The 18,761-nt window shown below is 65.8% G+C and carries 18 protein-coding genes; 11 read left to right on the top strand and 7 right to left on the bottom strand.

From position 1 onward, the window contains the following. Positions 1–160 precede the first annotated feature (160 nt). Together ACZ50Q_RS20685 and ACZ50Q_RS20680 are read left to right on the top strand one after the other, a co-directional pair. The gene (locus tag ACZ50Q_RS20685; RefSeq protein WP_076519728.1) at positions 161–505 is read left to right on the top strand and encodes a hypothetical protein; all 345 of its coding nucleotides are present in this window, start codon (positions 161–163) and stop codon (positions 503–505) included. Positions 506–861: 356 nt separating this feature from the next. Beyond that, a complete protein-coding gene (locus ACZ50Q_RS20680) occupies positions 862–2,097 on the top strand; it encodes a TIGR03862 family flavoprotein (protein WP_464079424.1) in 1,236 nt (411 codons plus the stop codon). Positions 2,098–2,146: 49 nt separating this feature from the next. Here ACZ50Q_RS20680 and ACZ50Q_RS20675 read toward each other — a convergent pair whose 3' ends face one another. Together ACZ50Q_RS20675 and ACZ50Q_RS20670 are read right to left on the bottom strand one after the other, a co-directional pair. After that, positions 2,147–2,554, bottom strand: a complete 408-nt coding sequence (locus ACZ50Q_RS20675; RefSeq protein ID WP_464079423.1) for a hypothetical protein — start codon at positions 2,552–2,554, stop codon at positions 2,147–2,149. 65 nt (positions 2,555–2,619) lie between these two features. Continuing rightward, a complete protein-coding gene (locus ACZ50Q_RS20670) occupies positions 2,620–2,892 on the bottom strand; it encodes a hypothetical protein (RefSeq protein ID WP_254792087.1) in 273 nt (90 codons plus the stop codon). Between the two features lie 277 nt (positions 2,893–3,169). On the opposite strand from ACZ50Q_RS20670, the gene ACZ50Q_RS20665 reads away from it, so the two are divergent. The 5 genes from ACZ50Q_RS20665 to ACZ50Q_RS20645 all read left to right on the top strand — a co-directional run bounded on the left by ACZ50Q_RS20665 (position 3,170) and on the right by ACZ50Q_RS20645 (position 7,231). Then, the gene (locus tag ACZ50Q_RS20665; protein WP_076521982.1) at positions 3,170–3,304 is read left to right on the top strand and encodes an entericidin A/B family lipoprotein; all 135 of its coding nucleotides are present in this window, start codon (positions 3,170–3,172) and stop codon (positions 3,302–3,304) included. A 129-nt stretch (positions 3,305–3,433) separates the two neighbouring features. After that, complete coding sequence (locus ACZ50Q_RS20660) at positions 3,434–3,865, top strand: BPTD_2524 family lipoprotein (protein WP_076519732.1); 432 nt, start codon at positions 3,434–3,436, stop codon at positions 3,863–3,865. A 3-nt stretch (positions 3,866–3,868) separates the two neighbouring features. Beyond that, complete coding sequence (locus ACZ50Q_RS20655) at positions 3,869–4,279, top strand: hypothetical protein (protein ID WP_092581680.1); 411 nt, start codon at positions 3,869–3,871, stop codon at positions 4,277–4,279. 101 nt (positions 4,280–4,380) lie between these two features. After that, positions 4,381–5,673, top strand: coding sequence for an aspartate carbamoyltransferase (locus ACZ50Q_RS20650; RefSeq protein WP_076519734.1), 1,293 nt, complete (start codon positions 4,381–4,383; stop codon positions 5,671–5,673). 124 nt (positions 5,674–5,797) lie between these two features. Beyond that, positions 5,798–7,231, top strand: a complete 1,434-nt coding sequence (locus ACZ50Q_RS20645) for a diguanylate cyclase (RefSeq protein WP_464079422.1) — start codon at positions 5,798–5,800, stop codon at positions 7,229–7,231. 53 nt (positions 7,232–7,284) lie between these two features. On the opposite strand, the gene ACZ50Q_RS20640 is transcribed toward ACZ50Q_RS20645, so the two are convergent. Beyond that, positions 7,285–8,184, bottom strand: a complete 900-nt coding sequence (locus ACZ50Q_RS20640) for a recombination-associated protein RdgC (protein ID WP_076519736.1) — start codon at positions 8,182–8,184, stop codon at positions 7,285–7,287. A 150-nt stretch (positions 8,185–8,334) separates the two neighbouring features. Here ACZ50Q_RS20640 and ACZ50Q_RS20635 point away from each other — a divergent pair, with 150 nt between their 5' ends. Continuing rightward, entirely contained in the window at positions 8,335–8,544 is a 210-nt protein-coding gene (locus ACZ50Q_RS20635; RefSeq protein WP_008164281.1) for a hypothetical protein, read from the top strand. A gap of 375 nt (positions 8,545–8,919) precedes the next feature. On the opposite strand, the gene ACZ50Q_RS20630 is transcribed toward ACZ50Q_RS20635, so the two are convergent. The 3 genes from ACZ50Q_RS20630 to ACZ50Q_RS20620 all read right to left on the bottom strand — a co-directional run bounded on the left by ACZ50Q_RS20630 (position 8,920) and on the right by ACZ50Q_RS20620 (position 12,955). Further along, positions 8,920–10,581, bottom strand: a complete 1,662-nt coding sequence (locus ACZ50Q_RS20630; RefSeq protein ID WP_464082022.1) for an MFS transporter — start codon at positions 10,579–10,581, stop codon at positions 8,920–8,922. Positions 10,582–10,776: 195 nt separating this feature from the next. Next, complete coding sequence (locus ACZ50Q_RS20625; protein ID WP_464082021.1) at positions 10,777–12,153, bottom strand: sensor histidine kinase N-terminal domain-containing protein; 1,377 nt, start codon at positions 12,151–12,153, stop codon at positions 10,777–10,779. A 112-nt stretch (positions 12,154–12,265) separates the two neighbouring features. Further along, positions 12,266–12,955, bottom strand: coding sequence for a response regulator transcription factor (locus ACZ50Q_RS20620; RefSeq protein ID WP_006225021.1), 690 nt, complete (start codon positions 12,953–12,955; stop codon positions 12,266–12,268). A 323-nt stretch (positions 12,956–13,278) separates the two neighbouring features. Here ACZ50Q_RS20620 and recA point away from each other — a divergent pair, with 323 nt between their 5' ends. Together recA and recX are read left to right on the top strand one after the other, a co-directional pair. Continuing rightward, positions 13,279–14,340, top strand: coding sequence for a recombinase RecA (gene recA / locus ACZ50Q_RS20615; protein WP_063952854.1), 1,062 nt, complete (start codon positions 13,279–13,281; stop codon positions 14,338–14,340). A 134-nt stretch (positions 14,341–14,474) separates the two neighbouring features. Next, a complete protein-coding gene (gene recX, locus ACZ50Q_RS20610) occupies positions 14,475–15,179 on the top strand; it encodes a recombination regulator RecX (protein ID WP_464079421.1) in 705 nt (234 codons plus the stop codon). Between the two features lie 47 nt (positions 15,180–15,226). On the opposite strand, the gene ACZ50Q_RS20605 is transcribed toward recX, so the two are convergent. Continuing rightward, positions 15,227–16,144: a LysR family transcriptional regulator gene (locus ACZ50Q_RS20605; RefSeq protein ID WP_092581676.1), complete on the bottom strand. Its 918-nt coding sequence runs from the start codon at positions 16,142–16,144 to the stop codon at positions 15,227–15,229. Positions 16,145–16,345: 201 nt separating this feature from the next. On the opposite strand from ACZ50Q_RS20605, the gene metE reads away from it, so the two are divergent. Continuing rightward, complete coding sequence (metE, locus tag ACZ50Q_RS20600) at positions 16,346–18,643, top strand: 5-methyltetrahydropteroyltriglutamate--homocysteine S-methyltransferase (protein WP_464079420.1); 2,298 nt, start codon at positions 16,346–16,348, stop codon at positions 18,641–18,643. Positions 18,644–18,761: the final 118 nt, after the last annotated feature.

Below are 18,761 nucleotides of genomic sequence, written 5' to 3'. Positions count from 1 at the left end.
AAAAGCCGCGACACTGTCGCGGCTTTTTTTCGTCCGTCGGTTGCGCTGGGTCATCCCGCCCCGTCGTCCGGAGTTTCCCGGGGTGCGGCGGACGCACACGTGCGCAACGCTGCGCTACCATGGGTCACGCGCGCTACGTTGCCGCACCGAAGGAGTGTCCATGGGAACCGCAAAATACGATCATCCCGGCTATGTTGCCGACACGGGCGCCGACGGCCAATACCACGTGGGCATCTGGTGTCCGCACGGCTATCCTGCCCATATCCATATCGGCCGACCGGCTGACCGCGGTGATCCCCATGCCCTGTTGCGGCTGCGTATCCCGGACGGCGTGTTCCAGTCCCTGCCGGACGATCCCGAAACCCTGTGCCGCCGTGCGCTGGGGCAGGCGCTCAATGCCGGGCTGCTGCGCACCGTCGCGGTCGATGGCGAGTACCAGGAGCTGCGCTTCCAGCTCGACGCCGAACCCTGGTCCGGGCCGATGCAGGCCGCCGAGCGCGCCTGAGGCGCTCGGCAAGGGGAAGGGCAGTTACTCACAGGGATTGTGGAAAAGCCTTGGGATAGTTGCTGCGTATATTCGATTTCCCCTGTAAATACAAAGACTTGGCGCCTGCGGTCATTAATTGGCCGGCGCCGGTCTTTTTTGGGTCCGCATCCTGGCGTCCGCACCAGGGTGTTCACGTCCCTGTTACCCCCACTTCGTGACCACGCCCCGCGTATCCCTGCCGCCGCCCGGCCGGGGCCGCCGTGAGACAATCAGCGTCTTGTGGCCCGAGCGCCTGTTCGCCCCCTCTTGTCCCGATTCCTCCCCATGCATTTCGCTTCACCCGTTCCTTGTCCCGCCATCAAGGCGAAGGCGCCATGAGCCTGGCGGACCGACGCGTTGCCGTCATCGGCGGCGGCCCCGCCGGCTTGATGGCGGCGGAAAAGTTGAGCGAGGCGGGGGCGCAGGTGGACGTGTTCGACGCCATGCCCTCGGTCGGCAGGAAATTCCTGATGGCCGGGCGGGGTGGCCTGAACCTGACGCATAGCGAGTCCGCCGGGCCGTTCCTCGCCCGCTACGGCGACCGTGCCTCGGCCGTGGCGCCGTGGCTGCGCATGATGGATGCCACCGGCCTGCGGGACTGGGCGCATGAATTGGGCATCCAGACATTCGTCGGCTCGTCGGGCCGGGTGTTTCCACAGGAAATGAAGGCGGCGCCGCTGTTGCGGGCCTGGCTGGCCCGGCTGCGCGGGCAGGGCGTGCGCTTTCACATGCGGCACCGGTGGCTGGGCTGGCGCGATGACGCGCCGGGCGCGCAGGCGCTGCGATTCGACACGCCCGCCGGTCCGGTCTGCCACGCCGCCGACGCCGTCGTCCTTGCCTTGGGCGGCGGCAGTTGGGCCAAGCTGGGGTCGGATGGCGCCTGGGCGCCAGGATTGCAGGCGCTCGGCGTGCCCGTCGCGCCGCTGCGGCCGGCCAATTGCGGTTTCGACGTGGACTGGTCCGATCATTTCCGCAGCCGCTTTGCCGGGCAGCCGGTCAAGTCCGTGTCCATGGCCTGCGGCGGACCGGGGCGGCAGGGCGAGTTCGTCGTTTCCGGGACCGGCATTGAAGGCAGCCTCGTCTATGCGCTGTCCGCGGTCCTGCGGGACCGCATCGAGGCCGATGGCAGGGCAGTGGCCATGCTCGATCTTGCGCCGGATTGGTCCGACGAGAAGGTGATGGCCGCGGTGACGCATCCGCGCGGCGCGCGGTCCATGTCCAGCCATTTGCAGAGCAGACTGGGACTTACGGGTGTCAAGGCGGGCCTGCTGCGAGAATGCGCCAGCGCCGACGACTTCAAAGACCCGGCGCGCCTGGGCCGGCGGATCAAGGCGCTGCCGCTGACGCTGCGGCGGCCCCGGCCGATCGATGAGGCAATCAGCACCGCCGGCGGGGTGTCGTTCGACGGGCTGACCGCCGGCTTGATGCTCGCGGCCGTGCCGGGCGTCTTCTGTGTCGGGGAGATGCTGGATTGGGAGGCGCCGACGGGCGGCTACCTGTTGACGGCCTGCATGGCCAGCGGCGCCTTTGGCGCGGCCGGCGTCATCGATTTCCTGAACGGGCGCCCGTAATCGGAGACCCTGCGCGGGCCGCCCTACGCGGGCCGCCGCACTGGGGGCGTCACGAGCCTGACGGATGCGGCGCCATGGTGGCCATCGGCGCCCGCGGCGCGAGGTCGCCGACGACGTGGCCTACAACCGGGGGCGTGCCCTCCGGCTGGGAGATGATGCCGATGACGCGGGTGATGGCGCTGGCCGGAACGGCCGTGCCGTGCGCGGGATCCTGCACCAATTGCCAGATCGTGGCGTTGGCCATGCCGGTGTCGCCCTCGGTGAGATCGAGGTTGTCCAGGCAGTTGCGCGCAAAGGACGACCAATCCGAGGCGCTACACGGCAGTCCGTGGGACGTGGCCAGGCGCGCGAGAGCCAGCGGCGCGTCAGCCTGACTGGCGGCGTGCTGCGCGGCGGTGCCCAGCGTAACGTCCAGGGACAGCAGGCGGAGAAACTCTACGACGTTATCCGTGCTCATCTTGTGGTCTCCTTCGGGGGGCTGTTCTGATCGATCGCCGGTGAGGGGGGCTGATTGCCTGGTGTTCAACCGGGACCTTGTCCCAGCATCGACACCAGCGATTGCTTCAGGCGCGGCGAAAATATCGGCACCGTATGCGCGACGCCGCTGCGGTCGACGCCTTCTTTGAGTTGGACTGACTGCCCAAGGAAAATATCCGGCGCGGCGGCGGTTTCGTTATACCGCGCCAACAATTCATTGACCTGTTCCTGCGCGTCTTCGAGGGTGCTGCTGTCAGCCAGCTTGCCCGCGGCATGCGCCTGCAGAATGCGATGCAGGTCGTCGATGAACAGCGCCAATGCGGCCTGTCCGCGACATTGCGGCTGCTCCCAGCCCCAGCGTTGCGGGCCGGCGCCGGCGGTTTGCGATGCGTGTGTCTTCGTCATGTGCGCATCCTAATCCATTGGCGGCAAATGCGCGACAGGCGGAAATGCCACTTTTGTGTGACCGGCGCGTAAGGGTGGTGACGGTTTTCCTTCGGCGTTGTTACAGGTTTCGGCCCGTCCCGGCATCTGCGCAAATCGCGGCCCTTGAGGTATGCTGGGCTTCGGTTCCATGCCCAGACAGGAGAAGTCCATGAAGAACAGAGTCTTTCTCGTCATGTTGCTTTCGATTGCTGCGCTTTCGGCGGGATGCAATACCGTCGCCGGCGCCGGAAAAGATATCCAGCGTGGCGGAGAAAAGATCGAACAGGCTGCTGAAAAGAAGTAGGGCGGCGCACGCCGCTGCCGCCATGACGGCCCCAGGCCACGCGAGAAATGTAAACGGCATTTCGGGCGTGGCCTTTTTGCAGCCGCTGGCATAATCGCGAAAGTCCGAATAGCAATGGCGGGAAGAATCATGCGCAAGTCTGTGTGGGTGGGTGTAACGTTGGCGGCCATGCTGGCCGGTTGCGCCAGCACCGGGGTCTACGAGTCCGAAACCGCAAAGAAGGAAACCTTCAGCGTCGACACCAATTACCAGGCGGCCTTCCGCCGCGCCGGTGAATACGTGCGCGCGTGCCACACGCAGGTCCAGCACCCCTATGGCGTGTCCTATGCATGGCGCCACACCCTGGGCGAGAAAGGCGCGCCGGACGAAATCCAGCTCTACAAGGTCGGCCAGCCCGCCACGGTGCTGGAGCTGATTTCGGCGGAGGCCGATGGGCCCGCCAACGCCAAGGTCACGGTGACGGTGCTGGGCGAAGGGCGCTGGGACGAGGCCGAGATCGAAGCGGCGCGCAAGTCGATCCAGAGCGCCACGCCGGTTTGCCGTAGCGCCCGCGGCGGCTGACCCATGGATCCTCGCACCCAGCAGATCCGCGCCAGCGGCATGGCTTTTGCGCTGTTTTCGGGTGCGTTCCGGTTTCTCGGGTGGCTGAACGGGGGCGCAGCCCTGATCCTGGTCGGATTTTCATTGGGGATCGTGGGCGCCGACATCGCCGCGCCCGACCTGCAGATTCCCCTGCTGCTCTTTCTGGCCGGCCTGCTGCTGGCCTGCCTGGGCGTGGTGTTTGCCTATCTGGCGCAGGTCAGCCTGTTGCGTCAGGGCTACACCGGACACCTGACGCGCGGCCATTGGCCTGCGCAGCTGTTGGCCGTGCTGTGTTACCTGGCAAGCGCGCTGGCGTTCTGCGGCGCGTGCTGGCTTGCGGCCGGGCAGGCGGTTACGGATGCGCCGCAGGCTGCGGTGTACGCGCAACGCTGAAAATACTCGGGTTAACCCGAGTGCGCAAAATTGTTGGACTTGTGTAGTTGCACGGAATAATATGCGCACTGCGTATATAACTCCTCTTCTTGGGGCCCGTCATGAGCATCTCCCAGCAAGCCTTTCTGCGCGACGCCATGCGCCGCCTCAACCTCACCCGCGACGTGTTCGCGACCCGCATCGGCGTCAAGCGCCGCGCCCTCGATACCTGGCTGTTGCCAGAGGGCTCGCAGGAGTTCCGCGCCATGCCGGAAGTGGTGCAGCGATTCGTCAGTGAGATCGTGCAGAACGGCGTTTTGCTGGAAAAATATACGCAAAGCGTACAAGACGGTCCCCTGCGTGACCGCATTGCCGTCGAAGGCAAGCACCAATTGCTGTCGGTGGACCAGTTCACGCGCGATTCCGTGGAAGACCTGTTCCGCGTGGCCGACATGATGCAGCCCATCGCGCGCCGCCAGAAGGTGTCGCGCGTTCTGGAAGGCGCCGTGCTGGGCAACCTGTTCTTCGAGGCCAGCACCCGCACGCGGGTCAGCTTCGGATCCGCATTCTGCCGCCTGGGCGGTTCCGTCTGCGACACGACCGGCTTCACGTTTTCCTCGATGGCCAAGGGCGAGTCCATTTACGACACCAGCCGCGTCATGAGCGGCTACGTCGACGCCATGGTGATCCGCCACCCCGACCAGGGTTCGGTCGCCGAATTCGCTCGGGCAACGAACATTCCCGTGGTCAACGGCGGCGACGGCCCCGGCGAGCACCCCAGCCAGGCCCTGCTGGATCTCTACACCATCCTGACCGAGTTTTCGCGCCTGGGTAAGTTGCTGGACGGCGCGCACATTGCCATGGTCGGCGACCTGAAGTATGGCCGCACCGTGCACTCGCTCATCAAGCTGATGGCGCTGTACAAGAACGTGAAATTCTCGCTGGTGTCGCCCAAGGGCCTGGAGATGCCGACCTACGTCGTCGAGCAGGCCAGCCGCAACGGCAACATCATCGAACAGAAGTCCTCCCTGGCCGAAGGCCTGGCGGGCGCCGACGTGATCTACGCGACGCGCGTGCAGAAAGAGCGCTTCGCCAACGAAGAGAATGAAGGCTACACGCCGGACTTCCAGATCAACCGCGCCATCATCGACGCCTATTGCAGCCCCGAGACGATCGTGATGCATCCGCTGCCGCGCGACAGCCGGCCGGGCGCCAACGACCTGAGCGTGGACCTGAACCATGATCCGCGCCTGGCGATCTTCCGCCAGACCGACAACGGCATTCCCATCCGCATGGCGATCTTCGCGGTGCTGCTGGGCGTGGAGGGCCTGGTGCAGCATTCGCTGCGCGACGTGACTTGGCAACATCCGTCGCACATCGGCCCGGATGATTCCGTCTTCCACGGCCTGGATTGACGGGGTCCGCCCGTGACGCGGCCGCGCCAGCGGCCTCGCCACGGAGAATTCAAGCATAATCCGCCCTGGTTTTCAGGCGCGTGCCCCAACCGCGCGCGCAGGCAGTTCTTGGGCGGATGAGCTTATGTCTTCGAGCAGTACCGGTGTTCCTCCTTCTCCGGCCGGCGTCGCTGCGCCCAGCGGCCAGGATTGCTACCTGAGCGCGTCCAACGCGCAAGCCTGGGAAGCCGTCTATCAGTCGGTCGATCCTTATACGCGCGGGCAGGTCGCGGCGGTGGTGGCCGACAGCGCGACGCAACTGGTGGACGCCTTTTATTCCACCTTGCTCGCCGATGCCGAGGCGGGGCCGCGGCTCTCCCATGAAATCGTCTCGACCCGCCTGCACAGCGGGATGAAGCATTGGCTGCACGGCCTGCTCTGTGTGCGCGACCAGGGCGATATCGACGTCCTGATGGCCACGCAGAAGAAGGTCGGCGAGGTCCATGCGCGCGTCCACATTCCGATCCATCTGGTGATGGCCGGCGCCCGCGTCCTGAAGAACGAGATCGCTCAACGCCTGCGCGCCAGCGACCTGGACGGCAAGGCCGCATCCGTGGCGACGCAATATGTCTGCAATCTCTTCGACCTCGCGATCGAGCAGATGAGCCGCGCCTTCATGCGCGACATCAACCGCGGGGCCCGCAACGACGAGGCCTATCGGCTCTTCGCGTTGGGACAGAACATATCTACCGAGCGGGAACGGCAACGGGCCGCGCTGCTCGAATGGAGCCAGGCGGTGCTGATCGCCCTGCATTACCGGACGCCCGAGCAGGCGCTGCCGCGCCTGGCCGCATCCGAATTCGGCCTGTGGCTGCAGCACAAGGGCGCGGTGCTCTTCGAGAGCGCCCCGGCCCTGCGCCAGATCATGGACGCCGTGGCTCGCCTGGACGACACGGTGCTGCCCCGGATGATGCACGGCGACGCGCCGGGGCAAGGCTCGCTGCCGGACCAGGTGCGGGAACTGCAGGAGCTGGTGGCGCGCATCAAGCATCTGCTCAATGGTCTGTTCGACATGGTGGCCGAGATCGAAAGCGGCAGCGATCCGCTCACCAACGTGCTCAACCGGCGTTTCCTGCCGTCGGTCATCGGGCGCGAGATCTCGATTGCGCGGCGCCAGCGCTCGGACTTTTCGGTGCTGTTGCTGGACATCGATCACTTCAAGGCCATCAACGACGAGTACGGCCATTCGGGCGGCGACCAGATTCTGCGCCAGTTCGCCGAGCTGGTGCACCAGACCTGTCGCTCGAGCGACTTCGTGTTCCGATATGGCGGCGAAGAGTTTCTCGTCGTGCTGGTGGACACCGGAGGAGAGGCGGCGCTCGCCGCCGCCAAAAAGCTCAACGCCGAGATCCGTCGGCACCGCTTCACGATTGCCGAGTCTGGCGCGCTGCCCGTGACGGCCAGCATTGGCGTGGCGACTTTCGATGGGCATCCCGACTACGCCTATCTGATCGATCGCGCCGACCAGGCGCTGTACCGCGCCAAGCAGGCCGGCCGCGACCGCAGCGTCGCCGCATGAAGAAGGGCCGCCCCGAAAAGGGCGGCCCTGTGCATGTCCACGCGGGGGAAGGATCAGACCTTCTTTTCGCCGCCCAGCGCTTCGACCAGCTCGGCCATCATCTTGGCCAGCTCGCCGGTCATGAGCATCATGTCGGAATCGAACTTCTCGTCGTCGTTCGCGGCGATGCCTTCGTTGCCTTCCTTCAGCACGTCCAGCGGCGCAACGCGCTTGACGTCCAGTCCCTCGGTCAGCACGAATGACACGCGGTCGGCCCAGGTCATGGCCAGGCGGGTGCACTGCTTGCCCGACTGGATGTGACGGCGCACGTCATCGGCATCGATGGAGTGCTTGACGTAGCGGATCGCCGCGCCGCTTTCGCCGGACGAGCGCAGTTCGGTGTCCTGGTCGATGGTGAAGTTGGTCGGGGCCTCGTCTTCGGCCAACCAGCCGGTCATGGCCGAGGCGGGCGATTGGGCCACGTACAGGTTTTCCAGCGGGAAGGGATCGACGCACTTGGCCAGCAGGCCGATGACTTCGTCGGCCTTGGCCGAGGCGGCCGCGTCGATGACCAGCCAGTTGTTCTTCGGGTCGATCCACACGCGCGTGTCGCGATACACGCTGAAGGCGCGCGGCAGGAGCTCGTCCGTGACGCGTTCCTTGATTTCCTTCATCTGCTTGCGGCCCGGCTTGTAGCCTTGCTGCTCTTCGATCTCCTGGGCGCGCGCCTTGGCGACCTGGTTGATCACGGTGCCGGGCAGAAGCTTCTTTTCCGCGCGCAGACTAAGCAGTATCTGGCCATTGACCTCGTGGGCAAGCCCGCCGTTTTCGCGCGGAGGAACCCATCCGAGGCTTTGCATTTCCAGGTTGTTGCCGGCTTGGTAGGCATGCCGCGCCAGCGTTTCTTCAAGCTGTTCGCCCGTCAGAGTCCAGGGCGAGGAGAGGCGATAAATCTTGAGATTCTTGAACCACATGAGCGTCGGCCAAAAGGGTTGATTCTATACGACGCGGCCGCTTTGCCGAAGCGGCTTGACGCGTCGGCAACAGGCGACACGTTCTGTCACTGACACGGGTCGGCCTATCCGGTAATGTCCGGCGCACCAGCGTGCACTTGGAGAGAAAACATGAAAATCATTGGCGCGATCCTGATCGTCCTGGGCGTGGCCGCCCTGGCGTACAAGGGCTTCAGCTACAAGTCCGAGGAAACGGTCCTGCAGATCGGTTCCGTGAAGGCAACCGCGGAAACCGAGAAGTCGGTGCCGATCCCGACCTGGGCAGGTATTGCCGCCATCGTGGCGGGCGTGGTGGCGATCGGCGTGGGCATGCGTCGATGATCGACACCGGCCGCCAGGCCGGCTGCGAGGATCGAGGCTAGATGGTGGCGGCTGCGTTTGCGGCCGCCATTCTTTTGCGCGGGCCAAAAAAAGCGGCCCGGCTCAGTGAAGAGTCGGGCCGGTACGGGAGCACGCAATACCGCGTCATAAAAGGCTCGCGGGGAACGCGGTATCGGTGTCAGAACACCAGCCCTGCAATCGTCTGACAGGGGGATCAATCGTCAGGCAATCTTGCGCAAGGCCGTAATCTGAGCGCTCAGTCTACCGGCGCCGGTCTGACATGGTCCTGAAAGTGGGGCGCAAAAAAAAAGCTCCATAAGGAGCTTTTGAAAGGCCGGGCAGGCGCAGCAGTCCCGCCCGGCGGGGGATGGTCTATCAGGTGTTGATGTCGTTGTCCTTGGATTCGCGCACGAAGAGCGTGCCGATGACCAGGGTCATGACCGCGATGATGATCGGATACCACAGGCCATCGTAGATGTTGCCGGTGGCCGCCACCACCGCGAATGCGACGGGAGGCAGGAAGCCGCCGAACCAGCCGTTGCCGATGTGGTACGGCAGGCTCATCGAGGTGTAGCGGATGCGCGTCGGGAACATTTCGACCAGCATGGCGGCGATGGGGCCGTACACCATGGTCACGAACAGGACCAGGATGGTCAGCAGCACCACGACCATGACGCTGTTGGTCTGGGCGGGGTCGGCCTTGGCCGGGTAGCCGTGGCTGCGGATGGCTGCCGTCAGCGCCTTGTCGAGTTCAGCGGCCTTGGCCTTGAATTCGGCCGGGGCCATCGATTTGCCGTCGAACGACGCGAACTCATCGTTGCCGATCTTCACGCGCGCCACCGAGCCGGCGGGGGCCGCTTCGTTGCGGTAGTTCACCGAGTTGCGGGCCATGAACGACTTGACCACGTCGCACGAGCTGGTGAACGACGCCGTGCCCACCGGGTTGAACTGGAACGAGCAGGTGCTGGGATCGGCGATCACCGTGACCGGCGCGGTGGCTTGCGCCTTTGCCAGCGCCGGATTGGCGAAGTGCGTGAGGCCCTGGAAGATCGGGAAGTAGGTCGCTGCGGCGATCAGGCAGCCCGCCATGATGATGGGCTTGCGGCCGATCCTGTCGGACAGCGCGCCGAACACCACGAAGAACGGCGTGCCGATCAGGAGCGCAATGGCGATCATGATGTTGGCGGTGTTGGCGTCGACCTTCAGCGTCTGCGTCAGGAAGAACAGGGCATAGAACTGGCCCGTGTACCAGACCACGGCCTGGCCGGCGGTCAGGCCAAGCAACGCCAGCAGCACGACCTTCAGGTTCTTCCATTGGCCGAACGATTCGGCGATCGGCGCCTTGGAGCCCTTGCCTTCTTCCTTCATGCGCTTGAAGGTGGGGGATTCGTTCAGTTGCAGCCGGATCCACACCGAGATGCCCAGGAGCACCACCGAGATCAGGAACGGAATGCGCCAGCCCCAGGCCTTGAACTCGTCTTCGCCCATGAACGTGCGGATGCCCAGGATGACCAGCAGCGACAGGAACAGGCCCAGCGTTGCGGTGGTCTGGATCCACGACGTGTAGAAACCGCGGCGTCCGTGCGGGGCGTGCTCGGCGACGTAGGTGGCCGCGCCGCCGTATTCGCCGCCCAGTGCCAGGCCTTGCAGCAGGCGCAGGATGATCAGGATGGCGGGGGCCGCCAGGCCGATGCTGGCGTAGCTGGGCAGGATGCCCACGAGGAACGTGGACAGGCCCATGATCACGATCGTGACCAGGAAGGTGTACTTACGTCCGACCAGGTCGCCGAGCCGGCCAAACACCAGCGCGCCGAAAGGACGCACCGCGAAACCGGCCGCGAAGGCCAGCAGCGCGAAGATGAACCCCGCGGTGGGATTTACGCCAGAGAAAAAGTGTTGGGCAATGATGGCCGCGAGCGAGCCATACAGATAAAAGTCATACCACTCGAACACCGTGCCGAGCGATGACGCGAAGATGACCTTGCGCTCCTCCTTGGTCATCGGACGCGGTTCCGCGGATGGACCGCGGCCTGCCATGGTAGTTGTGCTCATGATGTCTCCTCGTTTTTGGCCGGCGGTTTTCCGCCGTGCATCACCCTCCGCCGGCGGGGCCGACATCGAGCTATGCGTCACATTGCGGGGCGACGCTGACGAGGTTCTGACGGGACCCTTACTTGAATCTTAAAATTGAAACAAATAGTAAGCTTCCCTGGGGAGGGCTAGGGATAGTCCTTAGCCTTCCAGCGGCTCGGAAGCGGGGGAGTACAGGGGGAAAGCGACCCGGATCCGGGTCCCGGGCAGGTCGGAATATTCGGTGGGATGGTCGCCGATCACAACCGTCGCCCGGTGCTTCTGGGAGATCTCGCGCACGATGGCCAGGCCCAGGCCGCTGCCATCGGACGACGTGCCCAGCACGCGATAGAAGCGGTCGAACACGCGCTCGCGCTCGTCGGGCGGGATGCCCGGGCCCGAGTCCTCGACCTCGAGCACACCCTGGCCCTCGGCCTGCAGCACGCGCACGGTGATGTGGCCGCCGCTGGGCGTGTAGCGCAAGGCGTTGTCCACCAGGTTGTTGAGCAGTTCGGCCAGCAGCAGGGGGTTGCCATTGATTTCGACCGGGGTATCCGAGCCCTCGAAGCCCAGATCGGTGCTGAGCGACAGCGCCAGCGGGACCCAGTGCATGGTCTGTTCGTAGGCGATGGCGTTGATGTCGGTGCGCGTCAGGCCGATGGCGCTGGGATTTTCTGCGCGCGCCAGCAGCAGCAACTGGTTGACGAGCCGCGTCGCGCGTTCCGAGCCGGTCACCAGTTGGCGCAGGCTGGATTGCATTTCCTCGGGGCTGGCATCGCGCAGCGCCAGTTCGGCCTGCGTGCGCAATCCGGCCAGCGGCGTTTTCAGTTGGTGCGCGGCGTCGGCCACGAAGCGGCGCTGCGCCTGCACGTTGGCGGACAGGCGGTCCAGCAGGTCGTTCATGGCCGCGACCAGCGGCGCGATCTCGGACGGCGCGGCGCGCTCGTCAATGGGCGAGAGGTCGTCGGGCCGCCGCGCCCGCAGCCGCTGCTGCAGCGCATTCAGTGGCGCGACCCCGCGCGACAGGCCGAACCAGACCAGCAGCACGGCGATGGGCAGCACCACGAACTGCGGAATGATCACGCCCTTGATGATGTCGTTGGCCAACTGCGTGCGCTTTTCGACGGTCTCGGCCACGATCAGCAGCGCGGGCTGCGTGCCGGGCAGGTGCAGGTCCACCCACGTGAACGCAAGCCGGATGCCGAAGCCGCGCAGCGTGTCGTCTTCGTACTGCACCTCGCCCGGCCTGGGCTGTCCCACGGTGGTCGGCAAGGGCAGCGCGCGGTCGCCGCCCAGGTATTCGCCCCGGCTGCCCAGCGCCAGCCAGAACACGCTGTCGGTCTCGTCGGCGCGCAACACGTCGCGCGCGGCATCGGTCATTTTCAGCACCGCGCGCCCGTCCTGGGCGTGGACCTGCCGGGTCAGGACGTGCAGGTTGTTGGCCAGCGCGCGGTCATACGGGACGTTGGCGATGTTCTGCGCGACCACGTACGTGATGGCGACGCTCATCGGCCAGAGGAGAAACAGGGGCGCCAGCATCCAGTCCAGGATCTCGCCCAGCAGCGAACGCTGCGGGGGCGCGAAGCTCGGGCCCTTGGACCCGGCTTGCATGATATCCAGGGCTTCCTGGTTGAGCGGCTCCGGCGAGGGCTCAGCTTGCGAGGTACGCCGCACCCTGGTCCCGCTCAAGACAGTAGCCCAGGCCGCGCACGGTGACGATCTTCACGCCGCTGGGTTCGAGCTTCTTGCGCAGGCGATGCACGTAGACCTCGATGGCGTTGGTGCTGACTTCCTCTCCCCACTCGCAGAGGTGGTCCACGAGCTGGGTCTTGCTGACCATGCGACCGCTGCGGGTCAGGAGGATTTCGAGCAGGCTGACCTCCCGCGCCGACAGGTCCAGCGTCTGGTCGTCCACGATGGCGACGCGGCCGGTCTGGTCGAACAGCAGTCGGCCGTGCTTGATCATGGTGGCGCCGCCGCCCGCGCCGCGCCGGGTCAACGCCCGGACGCGGGCTTCGAGCTCGGACAGCGCAAAGGGTTTGGCCATGTAGTCGTCCGCGCCCAGGTCCAGGCCCTTGACGCGCTGCTCGATGCTGTCGGCGGCGGTCAGGATGAGGACGGGCAGGGCGGAATTGCGGGCGCGCAGGCGGCGCAGCACTTCCAGTCCCGCCAGTTGCGGCAGGCCGAGATCCAGGATGAGCAGATCGAAGGCCTGGGCGGCCAGCGCGGAATCCGCGGCGAGCCCGTCGCGCACGGCGTCGACGGCATAGCCGTTGTGGCGCAACGAGCGGGACAGGCCGTCGGCCAGGATGCTGTCGTCTTCGGCGATCAGGATACGCATGGGCTGCTGCAAGAATGAAACCCGCCGCGCTTTCCGCCGCTGGGCGGCGCGCTTTCCGCCTGGGGCGGCCCGGCGGCGGAAAAAGGGGAAAATACCGGGATCGCTCTGGATTCTGTCATATGGCGCGGGGCTTGCCACTCAGGGTATACGTGCAAAAGACTGGCACACTGGGTTTTTGTCCAGTACAATCCGATGCCATAATCTGATCCGTAGCTCAAGGCGCCGACGGAACCGTCCGCTCCGGCCGCCAGATTCGACCGTCTGACTTCGCTGTCAGAACCGCATTTTCCCGACTTCCAGATACGTTACAGACAGGACTCCTCATGGACGACAAAACCACCAAGGCCGCCGCTTCGGAAAAGGCCAAGGCGCTTGCCGCGGCGCTTTCGCAGATCGAAAAGCAGTTCGGCAAGGGCTCGATCATGCGCTACGGCGACAACGAGGTCTCGCACGACATCCAGGTGGTCTCCACGGGCTCTCTCGGTCTGGACATCGCGCTGGGCGTCGGCGGCCTGCCGCGCGGCCGTGTGGTCGAAATCTACGGTCCGGAATCGTCGGGCAAGACCACCCTCACGCTGCAGGTGGTCGCCGAAATGCAGAAGCTGGGCGGCACCTGCGCCTTCGTCGACGCGGAACACGCCCTGGACGTCCAGTACGCCTCCAAGCTGGGCGTCAACCTGGCCGACCTGCTGATCTCGCAGCCGGACACGGGCGAACAGGCGCTGGAAATCACCGATGCGCTGGTGCGCTCCGGTTCGGTCGACCTGATCGTCGTCGACTCGGTGGCTGCCCTGGTGCCCAAGGCTGAAATCGAAGGCGAAATGGGCGATTCGCTGCCCGGCCTGCAGGCGCGCCTGATGAGCCAGGCGCTGCGCAAGCTCACCGCCACCATCAAAAAGACCAACTGCATGGTCATCTTCATCAACCAGATCCGGATGAAGATCGGCGTCATGTTCGGCAACCCCGAAACCACCACCGGCGGCAACGCGCTCAAGTTCTACGCGTCCGTGCGCCTGGACATCCGCCGCATCGGCTCCATCAAGAAGGGCGATGAGGTCGTCGGCAACGAAACCCGCGTCAAGGTCGTCAAGAACAAGGTCGCGCCGCCGTTCAAACAGGCCGAGTTCGACATCATGTACGGTGCCGGCATCTCGCGCGAAGGCGAAATCATCGACCTGGGCGTGGCCGCCAACGTGGTCGACAAGTCCGGCGCCTGGTACAGCTACAACGGCAACCGCATCGGCCAGGGCAAGGACAACGTCCGTGAATACCTGAAAGAGCACAAGGACATGGCCATCGAAATCGAAAACCGTGTTCGCGAAAACCAGGGCATTGTCAGCCGCGCCGCCGAATTCGTGCCCACCGCGGAAGACGCCGCCGAGTAACCGGGGCGCTTCACCGGCCGCAAGCCCGCTTGCGGCCGAGACCCCTTGCCGTTCCTCATGCGGGATCGGCGAACTGCGGCAGGCGCCTGGACGGGCCTGCCGTTTTGCATTGTGTACAGCAAGCAGGAACGCGCATGAGCTGGAAATCGACTCCCGCGTCAGCCGAGCGCCTACGCGCCAAGCTGGATGACGAATTCGAAACGGTCGCCAAACCGCAAGGCTTGCGGCGCACCTCCGATGCGCGTCTGCCGCGCGAGCCCGCCGTTGTGGCGGACGACGCTGCCGATGATTGCGCCCCTGTCTGGCAACGCAGCTCCGAACAACGCAGCGCAGGTCGTCCGCGACGCGCCGAGTCGGACGGCGACGACGCGACACCCGCTGACGGCAGGCCGGCCCGCAAAGGGCCATCGCTGAAGATGCGGGCGGTGGGCTATCTGTCGCGGCGCGAACATGCGCGCGAAGAACTGGCTCGCAAGCTTGCGCCCCACGCTGAAGATCCCGATGAAGTCGCCACCGTGCTCGATGCGCTCGAAAAAGAGGGCTGGCTGTCCACTGAACGCTTCGCGCAAAGCCTGGTCCATCGGCGCGCTTCGCGCCAAGGGGCGGCGCGCATCGTGCAGGAACTGCGCCAGCACGGCGTCGATGACAACCAGGTCGCCGAACTGCGCGACCAGCTTCGCGCCACCGAATACGACCGGGCGCTGGAAGTCTGGAAAAAGCGCTTCGGCGCCAAGCCCGACGACCGCACGGCCTACGCCAAGCAGGCGCGGTTTCTGGCCAGCCGCGGTTTCGCGCACGACGTGATCCGGCGCATCCTGGGCGAGGGCGACGAAGACTGACGCCGGCTCCCGCATGGGCCGGCGCCCGCAGGCCGAAGCAAGTCCCGCTATTTCGCCGACTTGATCCCCGACAGGGTCTTGAAGCACACGTCGCGGGTGATGGTCAGGAACTCGTCGATGTACGAGGCATCCGTGTCCTCGCTGCGCACGGTGGCATACAACGTGCGCCACACGCCCTGCGGGCCCAGGCGGCAAAGCCGCAGCCATCCCTGGTTCATGTATTCGGTGAGCGCCCAGTTGGGCAGGGCCGCCACGCCCCGGTTACTGGCGACGAGCTGCGCGATGATGGGCGTCAGCTCCGCCTTGCGGATCGCGGCGGGCTCCACGTCCGCCGGGTCCAGGAAGGCCGTGAAGACGTCCAGGCGCTGCTTGTCCACCGGGTAGGTGATCAGCGTCTGGTCCGCCAGTTGCTCCGGCATGACGAACTTGCTGGCGGCCAGCGGATTGGATTCGGACACCGCCAGCACCAGCTCGTACTTGAAGAGCGGCAGGTATTCCACCGCGTCCAGCGGTTGCGGGTCCGACGTGATGACCAGGTCCAGGTCGCCGCGCACCAGCGCGGGCAGCGGGGCAAAAGAGAACGCCGCGGACAGGTCCAGGGCCACATCGGGCCATTGGACGCGAAAGGCGTCCAGCGCCGGCATCAGCCACTGGAAGCAGGAATGGCAATCGATCGCCAGGTGCAGCCGTCCGGTGCGCCCGGCCGCCAGGCGCTGCAGGTCGCGTTCGGTGGCGCGGATGCGGGGGAGAACCTCGTCGGCCAGAGCCAGCACGCGCAGGCCGGCGGTGGTCAGCCGCGCTGGGCGGGTCCGGCGATTCAGCAAGGGCGTGCCCAGCCGGGTTTCGAGGTCGCGCAGTTGGTGGGATAGGGCCGATTGCGTCAGGTGCAGGCGCTCGGCGGCTTCCTGGAGACTGCCGCCTTCGCGGATGGCGGTCAGCGTTTCGAGATGGCGGACTTCTAGCATGAGGGTGCGATCATTTCGGGCGTTCGAACCGGATCCCGGCAGGGGAGGGAGGCTGCGGGCTCCGGGCCAGGACAGGTTGGCGTTCTCGCTAGTTTATGAGATTTTTTCATCTTATGAATGTAGACATTGATTTTGATTCATTTTGATTTGGCCTCAGAATGATCGTCACTTGAACAAAATTTGTCGAATGGCGGTATTCACATGACTACGATTCATAATTTGGGGTTCCCCCGCATCGGCGCCCAGCGCGAACTCAAGCGCGCGGTCGAGGCCTACTGGGCTGGCAGGCAGAGCGCCGAAGCGCTGGAAGAAACGGGCCGCGAATTGCGCGCCCGGCATTGGAAGCTGCAGGCCGCCACCGGCATGAAGTTCGTGCCGGTGGGCGATTTCGCCTGGTACGACCAGATCCTGGAGTGGACGACGCTGCTGGGCGCGGTGCCCGCGCGCTTTGGCCAGAAAGACAATGAGCCGGTCTCGCTGGATACGCTGTTCCGCATGGGCCGCGGCCGCGCCCCGTCCGGCAACCCGGCCGCCGCGTGCGAAATGACGAAGTGGTTCGACACCAACTATCACTACATCGTCCCCGAGCTGGTGCCCGGGCAGACCTTCCGCATCGCGCGCGAATCCCTGTTTGAACAGGTCAATGAAGCCCGGGCGCTGGGGCTGGAGGTCAAGCCGGTGATCCCCGGACCTCTGACCTGGCTGTATCTGGGCAAGGGCGACGCCTTTGCCGATGGCGCCGCCGACGCCGGCAAGCTGCAACTCCTGGCGACGCTGCTGCCGGTGTATGAGGAAGTGCTGGCGCGCCTGGGCAAGTTGGGCGTGCAGTGGGTGCAGATCGACGAGCCCATCCTGGCGCTGGACCTGCCGCAGGCCTGGCGCGAGGCGTTCCTGCAGTCCTATGCCACGCTGTCCGCAAGCCCCGTGAAGCTGCTGGTCGCCACCTACTTCGACGGCCTGAAGGACAACCTGTCGACGGCGCAGGCCCTGCCGGTGGCCGGTCTGCATGTGGACCTGGTGCGCGCGCCCGAACAATTGGCTGAGGTGGTTGCCGGTCTGAATGACGGGCAGGTCCTGTCCGCGGGCATCATCAATGGACGCAACATCTGGCGCACCGACCTGGACGCCGCCATCGCCACGCTGGCGCCGATCGCACGCCAGTTGGGCGACCGTCTGTGGCTGGCGCCTTCTTGCTCGCTGCTGCATGTGCCCGTCGACCTGGACAACGAAACCGAGCTGGACGCCGAGCTCAAGAGCTGGCTGTCCTTTGCCACCCAGAAGCTGGATGAACTGAGCCTGCTGGGCCGTGCGCTGGCCAACGCCACCGATCCGTCGGTGCAGGAGGGCCTTGTCCGGCAGCGCGCCGCCCTGGCCGCCCGCCGCGCCTCCACCCGCATCCATAATCCGGCCGTCGCGCAGCGCATGGCCGCGGCCGCGGGCGTGTCGCGCGACCGCGCGCCGTTCGCCGCCCGCATCGCTCACCAGCAAGCGCAACTGGGCCTGCCGGCCTATCCGACCACCACGATCGGCTCCTTCCCGCAGACCGCCGAGATCCGCGCGCTGCGCCGCGACTGGAAGGCTGGCGCGCTGACCGATTCCGCCTACGAGAGCGCGATCCGCAAAGAGATCGAGGAAGTCATCCGCTTCCAGGAGAAGGTGGGCCTGGACGTGCTGGTCCACGGCGAACCCGAGCGCAACGACATGGTGGAGTATTTCGGCGAGCTGCTGGCCGGTTTCGCCTTCACCAAAAACGGCTGGGTGCAGAGCTATGGCTCGCGCTGCGTGAAGCCGCCGATCATCTTCGGCGACGTCGCCCGGCCCGCGCCCATGACGGTGGGGTGGTCGTCCTATGCGCAATCGCTGACCGACAAGCCGGTCAAGGGCATGCTGACCGGCCCGGTCACCATCCTGCAGTGGTCCTTCGTGCGCGACGACCAGCCGCGCGAGCAGACCTGCCGGCAACTGGCGCTGGCCCTGCGCGATGAGGTGATTGACCTGGAAGCTGCCGGCATCAGCGTGATCCAGATCGACGAGCCCGCCATCCGCGAAGGCCTGCCGCTGCGCCGCGCCGATTGGCAGGCCTACCTGGACTGGGCCGTGGACTGCTTCCGCCTGTCGACCGCCGGCGTGCGCGAGGAAACGCAGATCCACACCCACATGTGCTATTCGGAGTTCAACGACATCATCGAATCCATCGCGGCGATGGACGCGGACGTGATCACGATCGAAACGTCCCGCTCCAACATGGAGCTGCTCAAGGCGTTCGAGGACTTCCGCTACCCGAACGACATCGGTCCGGGGGTGTACGACATCCATTCGCCGAACGTACCCGAGGTGAGCTGGATGGTGGACCTGATGAACAAGGCCGCCGCCCGGCTGCCCAAGGAGCGTCTGTGGGTCAACCCCGACTGCGGCCTGAAGACGCGCGCCTGGCCCGAAACGCAGGCCGCGCTGATCGGCATGGTGCAGGCGGCCCGCGCACTGCGCGAAGCGGCCTGACGCTCGTCCGGCCCCGGCCCGGCGCCCGAGCCGGGCATCCCAACCCCGACGGCCGCCCCCGACGGCCCACCCAGAAACCCGGCTCGCGCCCCAGGCGCCAGCCGGGTTTCGCGCCATG

This window comes from Achromobacter sp. T5-5 (genome assembly GCF_055397965.1).
Note: the sequence above shows the minus strand (reverse complement) of the source record. Positions and strands in the feature narration are given on the sequence as shown.